Origin of the sequence: Paenibacillus sp. S-12, from assembly GCF_030363895.1 — a bacterium.
In the GTDB taxonomy this organism is placed as follows: Bacteria; Bacillota; Bacilli; order Paenibacillales; family Paenibacillaceae; genus Paenibacillus_B; species Paenibacillus_B alvei.
On sequence record NZ_JASIUF010000010.1, the window covers coordinates 71,010 to 91,993 of the forward strand.

At 47.0% G+C, this 20,984-nt stretch carries 18 protein-coding genes and 1 riboswitch; of the genes, 16 read left to right on the top strand and 2 right to left on the bottom strand.

The window, feature by feature from the left end; genetic code table 11:
• Window positions 1–56: 56 nt before the first annotated feature.
• From NO352_RS09805 to NO352_RS09850, 10 genes are all read left to right on the top strand, one after another.
• Complete coding sequence (locus NO352_RS09805; protein ID WP_005550914.1) at window positions 57–554, top strand: hypothetical protein; 498 nt, start codon at window positions 57–59, stop codon at window positions 552–554.
• 49 nt (window positions 555–603) lie between these two features.
• Window positions 604–1,029 carry a hypothetical protein gene (locus tag NO352_RS09810; RefSeq protein ID WP_005550913.1) on the top strand — a complete coding sequence of 142 codons (426 nt, stop codon included), beginning with the start codon at window positions 604–606 and terminating at the stop codon, window positions 1,027–1,029.
• A gap of 359 nt (window positions 1,030–1,388) precedes the next feature.
• Window positions 1,389–2,783 (top strand): hypothetical protein, encoded by a 1,395-nt coding sequence (locus tag NO352_RS09815; protein WP_005550911.1) that lies wholly within the window; start codon window positions 1,389–1,391, stop codon window positions 2,781–2,783.
• A gap of 406 nt (window positions 2,784–3,189) precedes the next feature.
• The gene (locus NO352_RS09820; RefSeq protein WP_005550910.1) at window positions 3,190–4,668 is read left to right on the top strand and encodes a protein adenylyltransferase SelO; all 1,479 of its coding nucleotides are present in this window, start codon (window positions 3,190–3,192) and stop codon (window positions 4,666–4,668) included.
• A 410-nt stretch (window positions 4,669–5,078) separates the two neighbouring features.
• Window positions 5,079–6,248, top strand: a complete 1,170-nt coding sequence (locus tag NO352_RS09825; protein WP_268620269.1) for a bis-aminopropyl spermidine synthase family protein — start codon at window positions 5,079–5,081, stop codon at window positions 6,246–6,248.
• 17 nt (window positions 6,249–6,265) lie between these two features.
• The gene (locus NO352_RS09830) at window positions 6,266–6,799 is read left to right on the top strand and encodes a GNAT family N-acetyltransferase (RefSeq protein WP_268620268.1); all 534 of its coding nucleotides are present in this window, start codon (window positions 6,266–6,268) and stop codon (window positions 6,797–6,799) included.
• Between the two features lie 480 nt (window positions 6,800–7,279).
• Window positions 7,280–7,912, top strand: coding sequence for a TetR/AcrR family transcriptional regulator (locus NO352_RS09835; protein ID WP_289355513.1), 633 nt, complete (start codon window positions 7,280–7,282; stop codon window positions 7,910–7,912).
• A gap of 43 nt (window positions 7,913–7,955) precedes the next feature.
• Window positions 7,956–9,179, top strand: a complete 1,224-nt coding sequence (locus NO352_RS09840; RefSeq protein ID WP_268620266.1) for a cytochrome P450 family protein — start codon at window positions 7,956–7,958, stop codon at window positions 9,177–9,179.
• Between the two features lie 201 nt (window positions 9,180–9,380).
• Window positions 9,381–10,283: an AraC family transcriptional regulator gene (locus tag NO352_RS09845; RefSeq protein ID WP_262866742.1), complete on the top strand. Its 903-nt coding sequence runs from the start codon at window positions 9,381–9,383 to the stop codon at window positions 10,281–10,283.
• A gap of 3 nt (window positions 10,284–10,286) precedes the next feature.
• Window positions 10,287–11,075: a class I SAM-dependent methyltransferase gene (locus NO352_RS09850; protein ID WP_040736841.1), complete on the top strand. Its 789-nt coding sequence runs from the start codon at window positions 10,287–10,289 to the stop codon at window positions 11,073–11,075.
• Window positions 11,076–11,126: 51 nt separating this feature from the next.
• Here NO352_RS09850 and ade read toward each other — a convergent pair whose 3' ends face one another.
• Both ade and NO352_RS09860 read right to left on the bottom strand, forming a co-directional pair.
• Window positions 11,127–12,875 carry an adenine deaminase gene (gene ade / locus NO352_RS09855; protein ID WP_289355514.1) on the bottom strand — a complete coding sequence of 583 codons (1,749 nt, stop codon included), beginning with the start codon at window positions 12,873–12,875 and terminating at the stop codon, window positions 11,127–11,129.
• A 163-nt stretch (window positions 12,876–13,038) separates the two neighbouring features.
• Window positions 13,039–13,140: riboswitch (purine riboswitch) on the bottom strand.
• Between the two features lie 195 nt (window positions 13,141–13,335).
• Window positions 13,336–13,755: a hypothetical protein gene (locus tag NO352_RS09860; protein WP_289355515.1), complete on the bottom strand. Its 420-nt coding sequence runs from the start codon at window positions 13,753–13,755 to the stop codon at window positions 13,336–13,338.
• Between the two features lie 438 nt (window positions 13,756–14,193).
• Between NO352_RS09860 and NO352_RS09865 the strand changes: the two genes are divergently transcribed.
• Genes NO352_RS09865 through NO352_RS09890 form a run of 6 tightly spaced genes read left to right on the top strand, consistent with a single transcriptional unit; the run spans window position 14,194 to window position 20,978 of the window.
• Window positions 14,194–15,690 (top strand): argininosuccinate lyase, encoded by a 1,497-nt coding sequence (locus tag NO352_RS09865; RefSeq protein WP_268620264.1) that lies wholly within the window; start codon window positions 14,194–14,196, stop codon window positions 15,688–15,690.
• A gap of 39 nt (window positions 15,691–15,729) precedes the next feature.
• Window positions 15,730–16,731, top strand: a complete 1,002-nt coding sequence (locus NO352_RS09870) for a GHMP family kinase ATP-binding protein (protein ID WP_289355516.1) — start codon at window positions 15,730–15,732, stop codon at window positions 16,729–16,731.
• 14 nt (window positions 16,732–16,745) lie between these two features.
• On the top strand, window positions 16,746–17,783 hold the full coding sequence (locus tag NO352_RS09875; protein WP_268620262.1) for a cysteine synthase family protein: 1,038 nt from the start codon (window positions 16,746–16,748) through the stop codon (window positions 17,781–17,783).
• Window positions 17,773–19,029, top strand: coding sequence for an ATP-grasp domain-containing protein (locus NO352_RS09880; protein ID WP_289355517.1), 1,257 nt, complete (start codon window positions 17,773–17,775; stop codon window positions 19,027–19,029). Before NO352_RS09875 ends, NO352_RS09880 begins: the two co-directional genes overlap by 11 nt.
• An 18-nt stretch (window positions 19,030–19,047) precedes the next feature.
• Window positions 19,048–20,100 carry an HAD-IIIC family phosphatase gene (locus NO352_RS09885; protein ID WP_005550896.1) on the top strand — a complete coding sequence of 351 codons (1,053 nt, stop codon included), beginning with the start codon at window positions 19,048–19,050 and terminating at the stop codon, window positions 20,098–20,100.
• A gap of 29 nt (window positions 20,101–20,129) precedes the next feature.
• The gene (locus tag NO352_RS09890; protein ID WP_268620260.1) at window positions 20,130–20,978 is read left to right on the top strand and encodes a 3-hydroxyacyl-CoA dehydrogenase family protein; all 849 of its coding nucleotides are present in this window, start codon (window positions 20,130–20,132) and stop codon (window positions 20,976–20,978) included.
• The last annotated feature ends 6 nt before the right edge of the window (window positions 20,979–20,984 follow it).

Sequence of the window (20,984 nt, forward strand, 5' to 3'; positions counted from 1 at the left end):
GGAGGTTGAAAGTAGTGGAGACCTTCTAGGATCAGAGACTAGTAGGGGGAATATCAATGATATATATTGAAGCTGCCGGGGTCGAGGAAGACGATCGGTACTATTTTGAGATAGACGAGAACGGAACGGCATATCGACAAATAAGCAAATATGGCGATTCACATTGTGAGGTTTCCACTTCGCCCGATTTTGTACTGTGCGATCAAGAAGTAATTGTTGAGGCGTACGATCGTATCCTTACGAAGGAACAATTTGAAATAGAATGGCAGCAAGCGATTGAGCCTAATCTAGCGGCATGGAAGCGAACGAAGAAGCAGTATCCACCGGGTAAACCAGTTAGCGGGGAAATTGCAATGTTTTATCCGCAAGGAGCGATCATCCGATTAAGCGATAATGCTTATGCTGTAACAGATTACAATAAACTGAGAGAACGAACGCCGGCACAATATTTATATCCAGGCTACTGGATAGAAGGGATTGTCTCACAATACGATGAGATCAATTTATGGCTGGTTATCGAGAACTGTAAGATAACGGGAGAAAACTCTTTGTAGGTAGTAGCAGCGCTATTGATACTAACTTTTGCAGAAGGGAAGAGGCAAGATGACGAAAGACGAGGCGCTATTTCTTCTCAAATGCCATGCCTTCCATCATGATGATATCGAGCACGAAAAAATGACGAATGGATTTTTAGGCATGCTGAGACCTTTTCGCGGTGAATTGATTGAAGATAATTTCCACGAGCTGATGAAGATCATTGAAGTTCTGGCTGATGAGTTCGCGAAGCCGCAAGTAAACAGAATCTTGATATCGTGCTTCTGGAGCATCTGCCAGCTATCCCGCGCATGGGCTTTATATCCTGACGGCATGCTGCAGAGCAATGGCCTGCTTTCCCAAGAACAGGTTCGAAAAATCGACGAATGGATAGACATGATCTCGTATGCTGTGATGGTTTTATTGGAAGGCGAAGATCAATTGGATGAAGCGTTATGGGGATATCGAGAATACTTGCGTCACCTAGAGAAATGAAAACCGTCGTGAAGGCGAATCAATGGGTTATCGAGGAAAATATAATGCATTTAGGAGAGTTATGGAAGCTGCAAGATGACCTTTTGTTCGATTACGTAAAAAAGTAGATGCAAGCGTTTTTTCTGAAGCATTTAATGTTATGAAAGCAGTTATCGAGATAACCATTTTTCGATATTGCTTCGTATGAACGATGAAATGGAAGAGGTGACGTGCTTAAATAAATCAACAGCGAGTATAGCATGTACTACTCTTTTTGTTCATTGTCATGGATCCGTGCAGACAATCTACATTTTGGTATAATTTCATTTTTTCAGGAAATGTTACATCTGTAAATGATTTTATACAACGGAGGATGTACGATGATTGAACGAAACGAGTTGCTCACGAACGGAGAAGTCACGATCGAACCCGATATAAGCAACCTTCCGCAATGTGTTGAAGATGTCAGAAAGGCTGTTGTTTCCAATATTCCCGGTCCGCCCGATCCGACGGATTACCACCAACTGCGCGGCAGATTGGAAGCAGTACGCAGAAAGCTGCCTGTTCTGTACCGGGACGCAGTCGTCGAACCATTCCTTAGAGCGCTGGATCAACTGGGTCCAGAAGGATTCACCGACATTTTAATTCACGATCCCCTGCGCAAAGGACCGGCCTTTCTGCTGTTCGATATCGCACAAACCATACTGCAGAACGGCGAAGGCTATAATGCGGATGCCACTGACGCTTTTCAGGAGATGGTAAGCGATCTGTACGACGGTTTCTTAAGCGCTGAGGACAGAGCGAGAGTGAAACGTCCAGACTTGAGCATGATACCGCCGCTCGTCAAGTGGGGGATGCCTGAATTCGGTCCGTATACCCTGCCTATTGACATAACAGACCAGATAGGCTTAAAAACGGGTATCGTAAGTCTTCCTCCCGCTCATGCCCGGCGGGGCCTCCTGGCCTGGTCCAGCTTGGGTCATGAAACGGGCGGGCATGATATTTTGCATGCTGATACGGGACTGCTTGAAGAATTGGCGGATACGGTACGAGCGGCTCTTCTCGCGAACAATCTCGGAAATGATTTAGCTGAGTATTGGGCTAAACGCATAGACGAGACGGCATCAGACGTCCTAGGGATACTCAATCTGGGGCCTGCGGCCGGGATCGGTTTAATCGGTTATTTCCGTGGAATCCGGGCGGCCTATTCGGGTATTCCCGCGCTCAAAAATATCGGTTCTGAGAGTGACGTCCATCCTGCTGACATTTTGAGAGGATATTTAGCCGCCTATGCCGTAGGTACCCTGCAGTTCGACCAGGCTAATATATGGGAGCGGCTCATCGAGACAGAAACGGACAAAGATCTGACCCACATCCGTCTGGAAGGAAAAGTTGTCGGCGCCGAGGAAGCCAAGCTGTCTGCAAAGATCGTGGCTGCCGCCATCATGACGACGAAGCTGCATACGCTGGAAAATCATAGCTTGGATCAAATTCAAAATTGGAGAAACCTGGACGAATCCTTCACTGCGCAATTACGGGCTTTGTTGAGCACCGCGGGTCCGCTGCCTGAACATTTGCAATCTGGATTCTACGCAGCTCACGTGGTCGCGGCCGCCGTGACGGGCGCCTTGGTGCAGCATGCGGATATCGACATGATTTTTCAGCGGATGATACTGCTGTTAAAATCGATGCATGATCATAATCCATCGTGGGGACCTTTGCTTGTTTTGCATCCCGGAGATATCGTGCGCCATCGCGTATACCAGGAAGACTGATTCTAGGAACGCTAGGAAGCTCCTCACCCGAGTTGGACTCGGTGGAGGAGCTTTCTGCCAGATGGGGGTTCTGCCCTATGCACCTGAATATGATCCACTATCGTTCTTCATCTATTATTACTAAAGTTTTGACTTATTGAAGCAAGCGATGTCTACTTTTACTGCAATCAAGAATGGCAATCACCAGCTTGCTCCTACTATTGATGAACTGCTTCAGTTATTCACCAGCTAACTCATATAGAACCTTTCGTCGTCATTAGAACAATAGAGAAGGTGATGCGTAATTTCGATAATTTATCTACCTTTAGCTTAGCCGTATGCTTACCTGAATAGGTATAATAAATATACGTTAGCAAACCCTAACAGCACGATACATACGAAATAGCAGGAATGAAAAGGAGATACAATGAACGAGAGACCTTCTAATTTAGACGCAGGATGGAACTTCGACAACAGTTTCACCCGTCTTCCACATTCATTTTATTCCAAACTGAATCCAACTCCTGTACGAGCGCCGGGACTTAGTGTTCTGAATGAATCGCTCGCTGTCTCCCTAGGATTAAGTGCAGAAGCATTAAGAAGCGAGTATGGCGTAGCTACGCTTGCCGGCAATACGATTCCTGAAGGGGCAATGCCTCTCGCCCAAGCTTATGCTGGACATCAATTCGGTTACTTTAATATGCTGGGGGACGGAAGAGCGATTCTGATTGGCGAACAGATTACCCCATCAGGAGAGAGATTCGACATTCAATTGAAAGGCCCGGGGAGAACTCCCTATTCGAGAGGCGGAGATGGGCGAGCTGCGCTCGGGCCGATGCTGCGTGAATACATCATTAGCGAAGCGATGTACGGTCTAGGTATTCCAACGACTCGCAGCTTAGCTGTGGTGTCCACTGGTCAACCGGTAATACGCGAATCTGAACTTCCAGGTGCAATTCTCACTCGTGTTGCAGCAAGTCATCTGCGCGTAGGAACGTTCCAATATGCATCCAATTGGTGCGGCATCGAAGATCTTCGCGCACTGGCTGATTATACACTGCAGAGACATTATCCGGAGGCAGACGGCAGCGAGAACCGTTATTTGGCGCTGCTTCAGGCAGTGATAAAACGCCAAGCATCGCTCATTGCGAAGTGGCAGCTTGTCGGGTTTATTCATGGAGTCATGAATACAGATAATATGGCGATTAGCGGTGAAACGATTGATTATGGCCCTTGCGCCTTTATGGATGTGTATCATCCAGATACCGTATTTAGCTCAATCGACAGGGAAGGCCGCTACGCCTACGGGAATCAGCCGAATATTGGGGGGTGGAACCTTGCCCGATTTGCAGAAACAATCCTGCCTCTGCTTAGTGACAACGAACTAAAGGCTGTGGAGATAGCGGAAGATACATTAGGTGAATATTTTGATCTATACCAACGCAATTGGCTTGATGGCATGAGAGCCAAGTTAGGTATATTCCATGAAGAAGAACAAGATGAGACACTGATCCAGAACCTGCTCAATCTGATGCAGAAGCATCGTGCGGATTATACGAATACGTTCCGCGCACTTACACTCGGCATATGCGAAGAACATTCTTCCTTATTTGGCAGCACCGAATATGCACACTGGTATGAGCAGTGGCAAGCAAGACTTGAACGACAACAGCATTCCAAGGATGATGTACGTCAGCTTATGCGCAGAAGCAATCCTGCCGTCATACCGCGCAACCATCGAGTTGAAGAGGCATTGGATGCTGCTTCTCAAGAAGGAGACTATAGTGTGATGCAGCGCCTGCTGAATGTTCTCTCAGAGCCATTTGCGTACTCGACTGAGCAGGAAGAATATACTTCACTGCCAGCTGCATCAACGCGCCCTTACCGAACTTATTGCGGCACATGAATCGGAAACATTGCATTGACTTGACATGAACTTTCCCAGGATGATACGATGATTGCATAATTTTCTAGGGAGAGATGTTGATGTTGGCGGTCGTTCTTAACTAATCGAATTCCATATATGAGGAATATGTAATACCAGTGAGAAGTGTTGCTGCTTAGCAATGTTTATTTGCTGTGGATGTGCGTATCCTCGGAATTAGTTAAGAACAACGGATATCATACATGCCTTAGATGATAGGTATGCCTATTTTTTGAACCCGCATCCGTGCTTCTTCAAGCACGGATTTTTGCTTTATTGTGGGGCTTATTTAGGCATCAATCAAGAAGGGCGTAGAATGACGTTTGTTCATTCTGCGCCCTTTTTCTGCGCCATGAATGAACGTCATTCCGCCATTGAGGAGGGATTTACGAATGCGTAACTTTATCGAAATCGCAAACGAAAGCGTACGCCTGGAAGAAGGCATTTCCATCATCGAACAACTATTGTTGGAGTGTTACATGAACCCTGGTATATCCACCAAAGAACTGGCCCGTGCAGCACTTATTCCCATCCCGGTTGCGGCTGCCGTCAAACGGGAGCTTATCAAGGCTGGAGCAATCGAGCAGGATAAGGGAGCACGCTGCTCGATGAGAGGCAGAGTATGGGTTGAAGAGCAATGGGGCTATCGGGGAATCAACAAAAAACTGTATCAGGAGCTGATGGCTTGCGAAGACTTGTCTCATCCCGAGCTCCACAATCTGTTGGTCGTTCTGAAGGAAATTATGATTCATCGTCCGATGGTCGATGTGCGGATCGATCAATCCAAATGTACGCCGGAGACAAGCCTGAGAAGAGCACTTCTATGTCTCCGGCAGCAGACCTTAGTAGGCAAGCAGATATTATGCGTTGGAGATGATGATTTGGTCAGTATCTCCATCGGCTTGCTGCTTCAAGTACTTTTCCCTAATGGAGGGCATTCCAAAACAATCGTACAAGTAATTGATGTGGATGAACGATTTCTACAATACATTCATGATATAGCGCAGCTAAGGCAATTGCCCATTCAATACGTCCATCACGACTTAAGGGAACAACTGCCTGCACGCTTGCACGGTCAATTCGATTGTTTCTTTACCGATCCGCCTTATACACTGCAGGGCATGAGCCTCTTTGTATCTCGAGGAATTAGTGCACTCCGGAAGAGAAAAGGATTGCCGATATTCTTGTCCTTCGCCCACAAGTCACCTGACTTCATGTTCGCGATGCAGCGTGAATTTATAAGAATGGGAATAACAACAAGTGCAACATTGCCCCGATTCAACGAATACGAAGGGGCGGAGATTATAGCCAATCGAAGTCAGATGATTATTCTCAAGACGACCGAGCGTACTATGCCAGAATGTAAAGGGCGGTTCATGGATGCACTATACACTGGCGAAGTGAGACAAACGATACGCAAGTACCAATGTAAACGGTGCGGGAACAAGATCACGGTTGGCATCCAAGGGAAGATGGCTACAATAGAGCAGCTTAAGCAGCGAGGCTGCTTGTCATGCGGCAACGATACGTTTCATTTGATTAGTAAGAAAAAAGTAAAATAAAGTAACGGAGGATGAATATGAACATTATGATCCGAAAAGAAACAGAGGAAGACTATCAAGCTACAGAATTAGTTGTAGAGCGCTCATTTGCAGCGATGGAGCACAGCGATGGGAAGGAACATGAGTTAGTATCCCGTATTCGACAATCAGATGGTTTCATCCCAGCGTTATCACTGGTTGCTGCCCACAATCATGGTCAACTTATTGGACATATCCTGTTGTCCCGCATTACCATTCAGGGAGATAAGCACAGCGTGCAATCACTCGCATTGGCTCCGGTAGCAGTCTTGCCGGAATACCAATCCCAAGGGATTGGGAAGAAGCTTATATGCGAAGCTCTGCGACAGGCTGCACAACTTGGATACGAGTCTGTAATCGTACTCGGTCATCCTCAATATTATCCGAAGTTCGGTTTCAAACAAGCCACTACATGGGGAATAAAGGCACCCTTTGAAGTGCCGGATGAAGCATTTATGGCATTAGAGCTGCGAGAACATGCTCTGGAACATGTAGCAGGGGTTGTAGAATACCCAAGTGTATTTTTTGAATAAAAAGCAAACCAATTCCAAAATTTTCTTCCTTGGAGGGGGTGGAACGGGAATTAGATCATGGGAGATTCTATTTTGGGAGACAGAATCGTTGCATATGGTAAAAAGTATCATGATAATTGAGTAGATATTTGGCATCGCTCTATTCGCATGACACACGTACATTTTTGACAGAAGAAGATATTCAAATCATTTGTAATGACGTTAAGCGGCTGAGGTGTGGATCCAGTTGAATGAAAGCAGCGAAGCTAATGGCTTTATCGGACTTGATGGAACGAAGATAGAGATGTTGTTCGTAGATCCAGACAACCATGGATAGGGAATATGATGTTCAAGTCAGTCTCCTCAAAGGAGTGGCTTGAACTCTTTTTGTCTTGAGATTAATTTCACAATAATTCAAGATGATGGACGTCATATTTGGATTGTTCCATCATATGATCGATACTGACCGAAAGGTTAGTAAAAAGTGAAGGAGGCGAAGCTTTGCCTGTAAGGCTCTACGAAAGAGAAAAATTGTTGAGGGCCTGCATATCCGTATTCGCGAGCAATGGTTATAAAAACACTTCGACCGGGATGCTGGCTGAAGCAGCCGGCACATCGAAGGCTTTAATATTTCATCATTTCACCAGCAAGAAGAAGCTGTATTTCAGCTTATTGGATCATTGCATTGAAAAGTTATCAAGCGAAATTCGAGCGGACTACATACTCGATAACGAGGATTTTTTTGAGGCTATAGATTCGATCAGCCGCTTAAAACTCAATTACTTTCGCAAACACGCGAATGAATACAAATTGGTGTACGAGGCTTTCTATTTGACGCCTGATGAACTGAAAAAAGACATTGAGCTGAAGTATGGGCACGCAATTGCCCTCAGGTATCAAGAGTGGGAACGATTATTTGAAAAAGTTCAGCTGCGAGAAGGCGTTCAGCGCAAGCAAGCTTTTGAGCTGATCAAGATTACGCTAGAGCATTTCCAAAGGAAGTTTATTGAGGAGCTCAAGGATATAGATAACATTGAGGAAGAATGCCTTGATGTCTTGCTTGATGAGATGAAAAGCTTCTGCTGCATGATCCGTCATGGAATTGCATCGGACACGACTGACACGAATGCATGACCCAATGATTATGGAAACGGCGAATGTGAAAAGGAGCGAAAATATGAAGAGATTAACGAGTGACGACTTTATCACTACGGAACCAATGCACGATGTCGTCTCATTTTATTCGAAATTTTATGAGCAACATGAACCGCTGTACCGCCTTGATAATTTTTTTGGCATGGGGGAAGCATGGCTCGCATTTCGCCACGATGATGTTGTTGCAATATTGAAAGACCCGCGCTTCATCAAAGACATCCGCAAGCTGACACCAAGGGAACAACCCATAGAGGAGAACGCATCCGTGAATGCCTTGATGGAATGGGTGATCAACATGCCGAATATGCTCACTGTTGATCCGCCCGATCATACCAGGCTGCGCAGGCTGGTATCCAAAGCCTTCACCCCCAACATGATTGAGGAGCTGCATCCCCGTATTCAACAGATTGCCGATGAATTGCTGGATGCTGTGCAGGAGCAGGGAAAGATGGATCTCGTATCGGATTTTGCCTATCCGCTTCCTATCACCGTCATTTCGGAAATGCTCGGCATTCCCGTTGCTAAGCGAAGCCAATTCCGAGAATGGACGCGTACACTTGGGCAAGCCTCACTGGATCCGAAGGAAAGTGAGGCGGTTGTTGCCACACTGAATGAATTTATTCAATATATTCAATTACTTCTAACCGAGAAACGCAAAAATCCTGGAAACGATGTAATCAGCAGTCTCGTTCAGACCTATGACGAAGGTGATCAATTAAGCGAGAATGAGCTCCTATCGACCATATGGCTGCTTATCTCCGCCGGACATGAAACGACATTCAATCTGATCGCGAACGGCACGCTGGCTCTGCTTCAGCACCCAGATCAGATGCGTCTGCTCCAGAACGATTCCTCTTTAGTGCCTTCCGCAGTGGAGGAATTATTGCGTTTCGCTGGTCCAGTCTTGCTTGGCAGCCGCATTGCGGGCGAAGATATAGTGCTTCACGGTCAGACGATCCGCAAAGGCGAAATGATTGTGATCACGCTGAATGGAGCCAACTTTGATCCACATAAGTTTGCGAATCCCGGTACTTTGAACATTACGCGTGAAGAGAATGAGCACTTAACCTTTGGCAAGGGAATTCATCACTGCTTAGGCGCCCCATTGGCCCGATTGGAAGGTCAGGTTGCTTTCCGCACACTGCTGCGACGACTGCCTAATCTGCGCCTCGCAATTGATCCCGAGCATCTGACCTATAACAAGGACTCAATGCGTTCACTTGCGAGCTTGCCTGTATTGTTTTAGGCTCTTCATCACAGTTCGCTTGCCTGTAATTCGACGTTCACATGTCTTCAGGTTTTGTCGTATCAATGATACGCAAGCTTGAGGACATTTCTTTTTTATAAACATAAAAGCCTTTAGCAAGATTGGAACAGCATCTATCCCACAGAACAGATACAATAAAGGGACAACGAACGACTGCTAGAAGAAAGGACAGATCTCGCATTGGATTACAATGACGATATTCAGCGCAGTATCGAGTATATCGAAACAAACCTCACCAGAGAGCTTACCGCCATTGAGATCGCAGAGCATATCGGATACTCGGTATTTCATTTTTGTAGAGTGTTCAGTGTTCACCAAGGCGTGCCTCTGATGGATTTTGTGCGCAAGAAAAGACTGATTCAGGCAAGGAGAGCGCTGCTCACGAACCGCAAAATTATCGATATTGCCCTAGATTACGGGTTCGAAACAGCAAGCGGTTTTTCCAAAGCCTTCCGCAAAGAATTTGGCTACAGTCCGACCGTTTATCTTACTAAGTTCGAAGCATGGCATTCAAGCCATCTATACATTCATTTGGAGGGAGACAGGATGAATCCTATTTTTGTAACGAAATCCGAATTCAAAGTAGCTGGCTATGGTATTCACACGAATCTGGCGAACGGGTATACGAAAGACATCGCAGCCTATTGGGATACGTATATCGGTGACAATTTAGAAAGTAAAATGTATGCGCAATTAACTCCGCCGCAGCACGGTGAGGTGGGAATCTGTATCCCCTCATCCGATGAAGGGAATATTGTCTATTTATTTGGCGTCATCGTTGATGATTATAGCAAGGTTACACCCGACATGATCACTGTCGAAGTTCCTGAGGCGCAGTATGCCGTATTCACAACACCGTCAGTCGATTACTTCGGAAGCGAAGCAGCCTATAATGCAGATCCGCTGGCTGCTGCCGTTCAAGCAACCTGGACATATATTTTCGAAGAATGGTTCCCGAACAGTGAATTTGTATACGATGAATCCAAGCTCGATTTTGAATTTTATGATGAACGCTGCCACGGCCAGTGCAATGTCGTCATGGATATTTATGTCCCAGTTAAAAAAACTGCTCAGGGGGAATAGAGTATGGAGAAGCAATATTATGGAGAATTATGTTCCTTATTTTATGATTTGGATAAGCCGGAAGCGCCGAAGGAGCAAATGGACTTCTGGATGTCTTATGCTGATAAGACAATGAGAATATTAGAGCCTATGTGCGGGTCAGGCCGTTTTCTAGTCCCATTTCTTGAACAAGGCTATCAGATCGATGGATTCGATTTGTCTGCAGATATGATACATAGATGTATAGAGAAACTCACATCATTAGGCTTCAGTACACGTATTGATATATGTGATTTTAACAACTTTGATACGACTGCTGAAAAATATGATCTTATTTTTATTGCGGCTGGATCATTATCCTTGTTAACAAAGCGTGAAGAGGTGATCAAGGCACTGAAGGTCATGAAGAATTGCTTAACCTCAACCGGACGAATTGTGTTAAGCGTTGCAACTGATCTGTCTTATCGGGGAAGCGATCCATCAAGCGTAAACCAGGAACAATTGGAATTGGCAGCGTTCGAGGAAGGCAGGAGGGTAGGGAAGGACTCCGTAGAAGTTGCACTGCGAAGCAAGCATGCTTACGATACGGACAAACAAATTTTGTACTCGATGATTTCCTACGAGTTGTACATCGATAATAGGCATGTACGTACCGAATACGAGGATTTTCATTTGAGACTGTATCAGCCAAAAGAATTTGATCGCATCGCAGAAAAATGCGGGTTAGTGGTAGGACATAAATATGCCGACTTGGATAAATCAAATGTTGATTTTCAGAATGCAGAAGAAATTTATTACGTGCTTCATCAATAGTAAGGGAGGGCGGTTGTTAATCTACAACACGAAGCCGCCCTCTTGAATTCGTTATTTAGCAGATACCGGAATATGTGTAAAGCTGGAGAAATCAAACAGCCCCATATCCGTCAGCTTCAATTCAGGTATTACAGGCAAACATAAGAATGATAATGTGACAAAAGGATTGAATTCCTGAGAAGCTCCAATACGCGCTAAAGCCTCATTAAGCTGTTCCATGTCCTCGAGTACCTTTGTATAACCATTTATCGCCATCAGTCCGGCCAGTGGAAGCTCAATCGCGGCAAGCACCTTGCCACCACTCGTCACAACCAACCCGCCCTCCATCTGACGAAGCGCCTGAATGGCAGTTAGCATATCCCGATCATTGCTGCCGGCCACAACTAAGTTGTGGGAATCATGTGCCACGGTGGAGGCGATCGCACCAGATTGGATGCTGAACCCCTTCACAATGCCAAGTCCGACGCAGCCAGTATGATGGTGCCGTTCAAATACAGCGATTTTCAACTGATCCTTCTCTACGGAAGAACGGAAATATCCGTTCTCAATGTCAACTGCCTCTACAAGATGAGTCGTAATCAGACTATTTGGATTAATGCCGATAATATGACAGTGGCGCTCCTGATTGCCAAGTTCGATTTGCAAATCCCGCTCTGTAATATCCGGCAAATGTACCGTCTTCATTAGTTGAGATGGGATAACAGCAGAATGAAGCTGCGGTCCTGTATATTGTCCGTTATCGCCAACCCTATTGCCGGCTTTATATACCTGAGCAATCGTAAGATCATGCAGATTATCAAGCAGCAGGAAATCCGCCTCGTATCCAGGGGCAATCGCGCCCTTCGTATGCAATCCGAAGCACTCAGCTGCATTCAAGGAAGCCATCTGTATCGCCTGAAGCGGATCAAGACCGCAGCGGATTGCAAGACGGGCGTTATGGTCAACGCTGCCTTCATGGAGCAGCTCATCCAAGTGCTTGTCATCCGTGCAGAACACACAGCGGCGTGCATTGCTTGCCGTTACAGCAGGGATGAGCGCTTCAACATCCTTGGCAACCGATCCCTCGCGAAGCATCACATACATGCCTCTGCGCAGCCGCACTCTAGCTTCCTCGGCTGTCACGCATTCATGATCGTTGCGGATGCCGACTGCCCGGTACACATTGATAGCCTCCTCATCTAAACCTGCGCCATGACCGTCAATCATCCGACCATTCCGATGCGAAGACAGCAGCTTGTCCACCATATCGTCATCACCGCGTCTTACAGAGGGATAATCCATTACTTCCGCCAGTCCCAATACGCGAGGATGAGCGTAGAAAGGTTCCAAACTGCCAGCATCCAACTTAGCTCCTGCATGTTCGAACGGCGTACATGGAACGCAGGAAGGCAGCATGATATATACGTCAAGCGGTAAATTCTCAGAAGCATCAAGCATATATTGAATCCCGGCTGTCCCAACGACATTCGCGATTTCATGCGGATCAGTTATGACTGTTGTAACCCCGTGCGGAAGCACGACACGTGCAAATTCAGCAGGCGTGACCATAGCCGATTCAATATGAACATGAGTATCGATAAAAGAAGGAGCAATATAGCGGCCCTCCGCATCAATGACGCGTTCTCCTTCATAGCTGCCGCCAATACCTACAATCATGCCATCTACAATCGCGATGTCGCCTTCCATGATTTCCAGATTGAAGACATCGACGATTTTTCCGTTCGTGATGACAAGATCGGCAGGCTTCCTTCTGCCTGCTGCGGCAATTCGATTAATCCAATGCTGCTTGCTCCAATTCATTCGAAATCACATTCCTTTTCTCGTTGTATAAATAGTGTGGGAAAGTATTGCCCATATAAATACAAAAGCTTTAGTTTTTGACAACTAAAGCTTGACGGTAAGGAACAAGAAAAGCTTGTCCGTATCATAAAGTCGATTAAACAGGCTCAAAACGACTCCTTGAGACAAGCGCTCTTATCCTCGTAGTCAAGCTGTTTACGGCAGCTCGGTAGAGACGATTGGACCCTATTTCCAAAGTTATACGAAGAAGTATGCGGTTGTAATTCTCTACATTGTATAGGGCGTCCTAATTCTCGTCAACCCTCGTGAAAAAAGTCAGGTTCTAATAGGATTTTCCTAATAGCAGGAAATGCTGTGGGGGAGGACTTCGTGAGGACTTCGTGAGACGGATTGGGCAGTAGAACAGAGGGAGCGAGGTTCCCTCTGTATTTTTTTGTGATTGATTGTAGAGCATGGATCATTAAGACATATCGGATTCCTTGCTCGGGACATTTAGCTGCTGCTGGTTGACTGGGAGTGTCATGACTGCTCCAGCGTGCAGGTTTAACAATGCGATCGTTTCTTTCGTATTCATACTGAATCCGCTTTGTGGGGAATGCAGGTAGTTGATAGCGACGGGCAGCTGATCGATTTTCGCTGTTTGAAAGCTGTCATTTTGCTGTGTTTCGCTCAATAACACCTTGCTGCCGTCAGGCCTAACGAGATACTGCCTGATGTAACCGTCTTCGCGAGCCGTGACGAGACGGCCTTTTTTGTCCCCTTCTTTTTCTTCTTCCTTGCTCGCGGTTTCTTTCATCGTATCTGCAAATAATGCCTCTTGGCCTCGATTGGTTCGGTTAGCAGCAGGCGAGAATCGGTAAATTGGCGATTCAATGCGCATTTTCTTTATTCACTCCTTCATTTATTAAAAAAGTATCGTCATTTTATGTATCGGAAAAGCAAGTCCGTTTCTTTAATCTTTGTATGGGCTTAATATTTGCACCAATTCATTCGATGAAATAAAAATCCGGCAGGTTGCGCAGCAACTTTCCTGTATATAAGGCTCAACACGAATTTAATAGATTAGTTGATTCACCAGCTTTAATCGGGAGTTTGTAGGGGGACAAACATTTTACTGAACGAGTGGCCTTTTCCTATATTGGAAATGTATTTTATTGGTTAATAGACAGTCCTATGTTGAAATATGATTTTTTTTGATTGAAACTACTAATAAATGGTTGTATCATATAACTCAAGTATGCTTATGGTATAAAATAGAAATTCAGCTATTTTATGCAGTCCTTCGTTCTTACAATTTATGATCCAGGTGGGTGATAAGGTGGAAATAGGACATGAGACGAAAAATCTGACTGGGCGCATTAGGGAATCGCCCTCCGTGCTAGTAAATGAACTTGTGTTGCGACCGCAATTCGAATACGAGCTTCAATACCTATTGCCTTATTACATCCGCATTGAACAAGTAATGGCAAGAGAATATGCGCGCTTAGGAGTGCTCTCCGAGAAAGACATGCTTGCTATCGTCAAACTATTGGAAGAGATTGAGCAGAAGCGTTCTATCGGGGCAGACCCTGAAAGCAATATGTCCGATATCCTGTTTGCACTGGAACAATGCGTGCAGAGCCGCATGAGCCGCATGCATCAGTCATCCTCGGAACTTTGGCATATGGATCGCAGCCGAAATGACGTACAGGCCACAGCGCAGTTGATGTTCGCGAGAGATGCACTAATTCGAGTGACAGAGCATTTGCTGGATTTCACTGAGGCTCTTCACTTTCTCGCTAGGAATACCGCAGATCTTCCCATGCCGGGTTACACTCACTATCAGCCAGCTCAGATTATAACGGCCGGCTTCTACATATCCGCTATGAGCGAACAACTGGGCAGAACAATTCGCCGGCTGCTGGCTGTATTCGACGACATCGACGAATGTCCGCTCGGGTCAGGTGCGATGGCTGGGTTGGAACTGGCATGGGACAGAACATGCTTGGCTCAGCAGCTTGGCTTCTCCCGTCCGGGACGACATGCGTTGTCCGGCGTCGCGTCCAAGGAATGGATGCTGCACATTGCCGCAGAATTATCGACCTTGGGCGTCGCATTGAGTCGATTCGCCACCGATTTTATCAGTTGGGGAAGCAGCGGATATCACTTCATTGATTTACCCGATTCCTTATCGGGTATCTCCTCAGCAATGCCTCAGAAAAAGAATTTTCCCATCTTGGAACGCATTAGAGGCAAGACAGCTCACATCTCTGCCTACTATACGGATTTTGTCATGATTCAGCGTAATACGCCATATACAAACCTGGTTGAAACCGCAAAGGAAGGAGGCCGTCATTTTCAGGATCTCATCGACGCGACCTGCCATACAGCGGCGTTATTCACAACGGTCATTCGCCAATTGAATTTTAAAGATGAACGTCTGCTCGGCATCTGTACGCAAGAGTTTTTCGGAGGGTTCAGCCTAGCCAACCTATTGGCTCTTAGAGCCAATATTCCTTATCGGACGGCGCAGGTTCTGGCGGGCAGGTATATTGTCGCCATGCTTAACGATAAGAAGCTTCCTCAAGAGGCGCCGGCTCCGCTGCTGCAGGAAATTTGCTCCGAAGCCGGATACAGCATAGACATTGGGGAAAGTGAACTTCGCATCGCTTTTTCGATTGATCACAGTCTGTGGGGCAAATGCACCTCAGGCTCAGTTCGCCCTTCCGAGGTTTTGTCGCTGCTGGACGAGCAAGTCAAGGAATGTTTTAGCCACAAAGAGCGATTGCAAGCAAACAAGCGGCGGATCGGCCGCAAATCGGGACTATACGAATGAGTACTTAGCGATATCAAAGATACAGGAGAGAGAGGAAACATGATGCAGCATCAAATGTCCATCATCTGCACGGGTTCGGGTAAGGCTTGCGGCACGTTCGGGGAACTGCTTCAGGGTGTCAGTGTGGACGGCAATGATTTTCTGGTTACCATGCCGATCAATCGTTTTTCAACTGCCACGTTTACCTCTTACGACCAGTGTTCGGATATTATGGTGTATCCGAGCTCCAAGCATAAATCGAAACAGTTGGTTGATTTAATCTTATCTCATTACAGACTTCCGCCAGGTGGAATGCTGGAGATCGAAAGCAATATTCCTGTAGGAAAAGGTTTGGCGAGTTCATCTGCTGATCTTGTAGCTACGATACGGGCGGTCAGCGATTGTTTCCAATTGAGGCTTGATGAACGGCAAACGGAATATTTTTTAAGGAAAATCGAGCCGACCGACGGCGTGATGTACAGTGGAATCGTATCCTTTTTCCATAGGCATGTCCAGCTTCACCGGTTCCTTGGCGAATCTCCTCTCTTGACTGTGCTGGGAATCGATGAAGGCGGCGAGCTTGACACCGTCGAGTTCAACAACAAGCCCAAGCCCTTTTCGAATATGGAGTGTCGGGAGTATGACGATATGCTGTGCCGAATGACAGAAGCGATTCGCGCCAAAGACGTCCGAACGATCGGCGAAATTTCGACGCGCAGTGCGATCATGAACCAGAAACTATGTGAAAAAAAAAGGCTGGACGATGTCCTTGCCATCTGTCGACAGGTGGACGCACTCGGGGTTATAGTGGCGCACAGCGGGACTTTTATTGGCATTTTATTTACGGAATCCGATAAAAGACATTTTCAACAGCTTCATGCTGCGCGCCTCTCGTTGCTTCGCCTAGCGGATGAGGTGCACCTGTTCCATGCTTGGAATGAGGATAAAAAGAAAGGAACGGCTGGACGACAGTGCCAGAATGACGAATTTCCTGGCCGGAACGGGAACGGTGCAGTCCAGACAGTAGGTGCGGCGACGCTGCTATACGGCAATGATCAGTAAAGGAGGGACGCGAGATGCTGCATGAAAGCATGGTAGACGCGGTGGGACGCGTACCGCTCGTCAAGCTTAGGCTCGATGAGCAGTGCAGAGGTAATGTGTACGCGAAATTGGAGCTTATGAATCCCTTCGGCATGAAAGATCGCGTAGCCAAACAAATTATCCTAGAAGCAAAAAAAGCGGGGCAGCTCAAAGACGGCGCTCCGATCGTGGAGAGTTCCTCCGGCACTATGGCTTGCGGCATTGCGCTTGTAGGTACGCATTTGGGCCATCCCGTACATATCGTAACCGACCCAAGAATCGACCCGATTACGATGGCCAAGCTTACATCATTAGGATGCCGCGTATACATCGTAGATAAGATGAACGAAAACGGATGGCAGGGGGCACGTCTGGAGAAGCTGCAAGAACTGCTAAACCAATACCCTGACGCATATTGGCCGCGTCAATACGATAATCCCGACAACCCTCGCGCCTATAAGGAGCTTGCCGAAGAGTTGGTGTCAGATCTTGGTCATGTGGATATTCTGGTTGCTTCCGTCGGCAGTGGCGGCTCCATGTCGGGTACGGCTGCGGAATTGCGCAGACATAATCCCAACATGCGCGTCGTTGCAGTTGACGCGACCGGCAGCGTTATTTTCGGTCAACCGGATCGCAAAGACCGATTGCAAAGCGGATTAGGCAACAGTCTTGTAGCGGCAAATGTGAACCATAGCATTGTCGACGAGGTTCATTGGTTAAATGACGAAGAATCGTTTGCGGCCACATTGCAACTGGCGGAACGCGAGAAAATATTTGCCGGCAACAGCTCCGGTTCAGTATATGCCGTTGCGCGGTGGATCAGTACTCGAGTCAATCCGGAGACGAAAATCGTCGCTCTATTTCCGGATCGAGGCGATCGTTACGTCGATACCATTTATAGCGAACGGTATCGGCTTGAGAAGGGAATTCACCAACTAAGGCTTCCCGATGAGCCTTTACAGGTTTCGGAGCAGTGCGTGGTTCATTCCTGGTCTTATACCCAGTCGAAAGGAGCATATGCAGGTGTGCGATAAACTGGTGTTCATAGAAGCCAATACGACCGGTACGGGCATGCTGGCACTGCGCAAAGCTGCCGAAATGGGATGGGAGCCACTTTTTTTGACCAATTGCCCCGATCGATATGACGGACTTATGGAAACGGGCTGTTCCGTACTTGTATGCAACACTAATTCCATTCCTGACATCGAACAAATGCTGGGCTCGGAAATAGACCGCGGTGCAATTTGCGGCTTTGCAACTACAAGCGAGTTTTATATTGAAACAATCGCCACCCTGAGCCAGCGCTACCAGCTTCCGGGCAACTCACCCCAAGCGATCAAGACCTGCCGCAATAAACATATGACGCGCTTGCGGCTGGAGGAGGCAGGAATAAGGCAGCCCGAATTCGCCGTCGTTCGTTCGGTTCATGAACTCGGCCAAGCTATCGGTTGCATAGGATTCCCTTGCGTAATCAAGCCTGCAGACGATAGCGGATCGAACCACGTGAAGCTGTGTAGGAGCCGAGAGGAAGCAGAACAACAAATTCGATTGATTCTGGACGTACAGGTAAATATGCGCGGACAATCCACGTCAATGACAGCACTAGTAGAGCAGTATATTGACGCGCCTGAATACAGCGTGGAAATGCTTTGCTGGCAGGAAACCATGCGCTGTATCGGCATTACGGAAAAACAAGTGGGCGGCGCTCCATTTTTTGTAGAGAAGAGACACATTTTCCCCGCCCCATTGTGCAAGAAAAGCGAAATGGAGATACGATCCGCCGTGGAGTCAGCTCTGCAAGCTGTAGGCTTTCGAAACGGCGCCGCCCACGTTGAAGTCAAATTGACGGAACAAGGCTGCTCTATTATCGAAATTAATGCTCGCCTGGCCGGCGGCATGATTCCAGAATTGATTCGCTACACAACGGGAATTGACGTTCTAGAGCAGCATATTCGCTGCTCAGTAATGAAGCCGGAACCATGGAACGGAGAGATGGTTGGATTTTCCGGCATTCAATTTTTGACAGCGAAAGAAGCCGGGGTGTTGCGCGAAGTGCTTGGCAGAGAGCGAATCGAGCAGTTGCCGGGTATGCGGCAATTGACAATTACGGCCAAGTCCGGTTCCCGCGTAAGGCTGCCCCATAACGCTTATGACCGGTTAGGTTATGTAATCGTTACGGGACGGACATACGAGGAAGTCCGGGATACGCTGGATCGGGCATCCGAGATACTGGAAGTACGGCTGGAGGATGAGGCAGCCGCAGCAAGCATCAATCCTTAAGAGGAGGGTGTATTCGGAATGGAGCGAAAGGAAAAAGAATTCAAATGCGTCATCTGGGATCTGGATCATACAATTTGGGACGGCGTTCTCCTTGAATCTTCGAATGATGTGCGACTGCGCCCAGGAATAGCCGAGGTTATCAAGGAGTTGGATGCACGAGGGATTCTCCACTCGATTGCAAGCAAAAACGATCATGCACATGCATATGCGAAGCTGGAGGAATTCGGAATTGCCGATTATTTTCTGTACCCGGCAATCAATTGGAACGCCAAGTCGTCCAATATCGCCTGGATTCAATCTAAACTAAATATCGGCATGGATTCGATGCTGTTTTTGGACGATCAGCCTTTCGAGCGGGATGAAGTTCAAAGCTTTCATCAAGAAATTGCTTGCTGGGCTCCCGACGATATACAGGGGCTGCTGGTTCATCCAAGGCTGAACCCGGCTTTCATTACGGTCGATTCGGCTCGACGCCGGCACATGTACATGCAGGATCAGAAACGTAACGAGGAAGAACTTCAATTTGAAGGGCCCAAAGAAGAATTTCTCGCCTCGCTTCGCATGGAATTCATTATTTCGGAAGCCCAGCATGAGGATTTAAAGCGAGCCGAGGAATTGACGGTAAGAACCAATCAATTGAATTCTACGGGAATCACTTATGATTTCGAGGAACTGAACTATTATTGCACATCGGAGCAACATAAGCTGCTCGTATGCGAATTAACAGATAAATACGGCTCGTACGGCAAAATTGGAATGGCGCTGATCGAGATGGGGGACACAGCCTGGCATATGAAATTATTGCTTATGTCCTGCCGCGTCATGTCACGCGGGGTCGGAAGCGTGCTTCTCAGTCATATCATGCAAGAATGCAAAGCGTCCAATAAAGTGCTGCGAGGAGATTTTCGCAAGACGGGACGCAACCGGATGATGGAGATGACCTACCGTTTTTCCAACTTCAAGGAAATTTACAATCAAGCTGATCTCATTGTATTCGAAAACGACTTGTCGATCATACAGCCGCTTCCTTCCTATATTCGAGTTCGAATTGGAAATCATGCGGGGATTTAAATGAAATAGAGCAGGGAGATGATGTTGCCATGCATAAGGCTGGCATTATTGGCGCAGGTACCATGGGCATCGGCATGACGGTAGATCTCATTTGGCACGGCATCCCGTCTGTGCTGATCGACGTGAGCGAGAACGCGCTTGCCGCAGCGAAATCTGAAATTTTGAAAACCGTGCGGCTTGCTCCGCTCATCAACCGATCAGCCCCCCGGTTAACGGCTGACCAGGCACTTGAACTGGTTACGTTCGACACGGAGATTTCGGCTGTTGCAAACTGTAATTTTATTGTCGAAAACGCAACGGAGAACGAATGCGTAAAAAAGGAGATTTACGGAACACTCGATCAAATATGTCCGACAGAAGTCTGCTTCGCCGCCAACACATCGTGCATCTCCATTACCCGCATCGGCAGCTTTACCGAACGGCCGAGCAAAGTAATCGGGATGCATTTCATGAATCCTGTCTATATGAAATCCTCCGTTGAGGTCATTCGGGGTTATCACACCTCTGCAGATACGATTGATCAGGCTCATCGATTTCTGGACAGCTTGGACAAAGAAGCCATTCTAGTCAACGATATGCCGGGCTTTGTATCGAATCGGATATCTCATTTGTTTATGAACGAAGCGGTTTATGTCGTTCAAGATCAGGTCGCTTCGCCCCAGGAAGTGGACGACATCTTTAAAAAGTGTTACGGACACAAAATGGGACCGTTGGAAACCGCGGATTTGATTGGGCTGGACACCGTATTGGATTCCCTGAATATCCTTTATGAAAGCTATCAGGATAGCAAATTCAGGGCGGCCCCCTTGCTGCAGAAGATGGTGGATGCCGGTTTGTACGGCAAAAAAGCGGGCAAGGGCTTTTACAACTATAGTTAGCAAGGA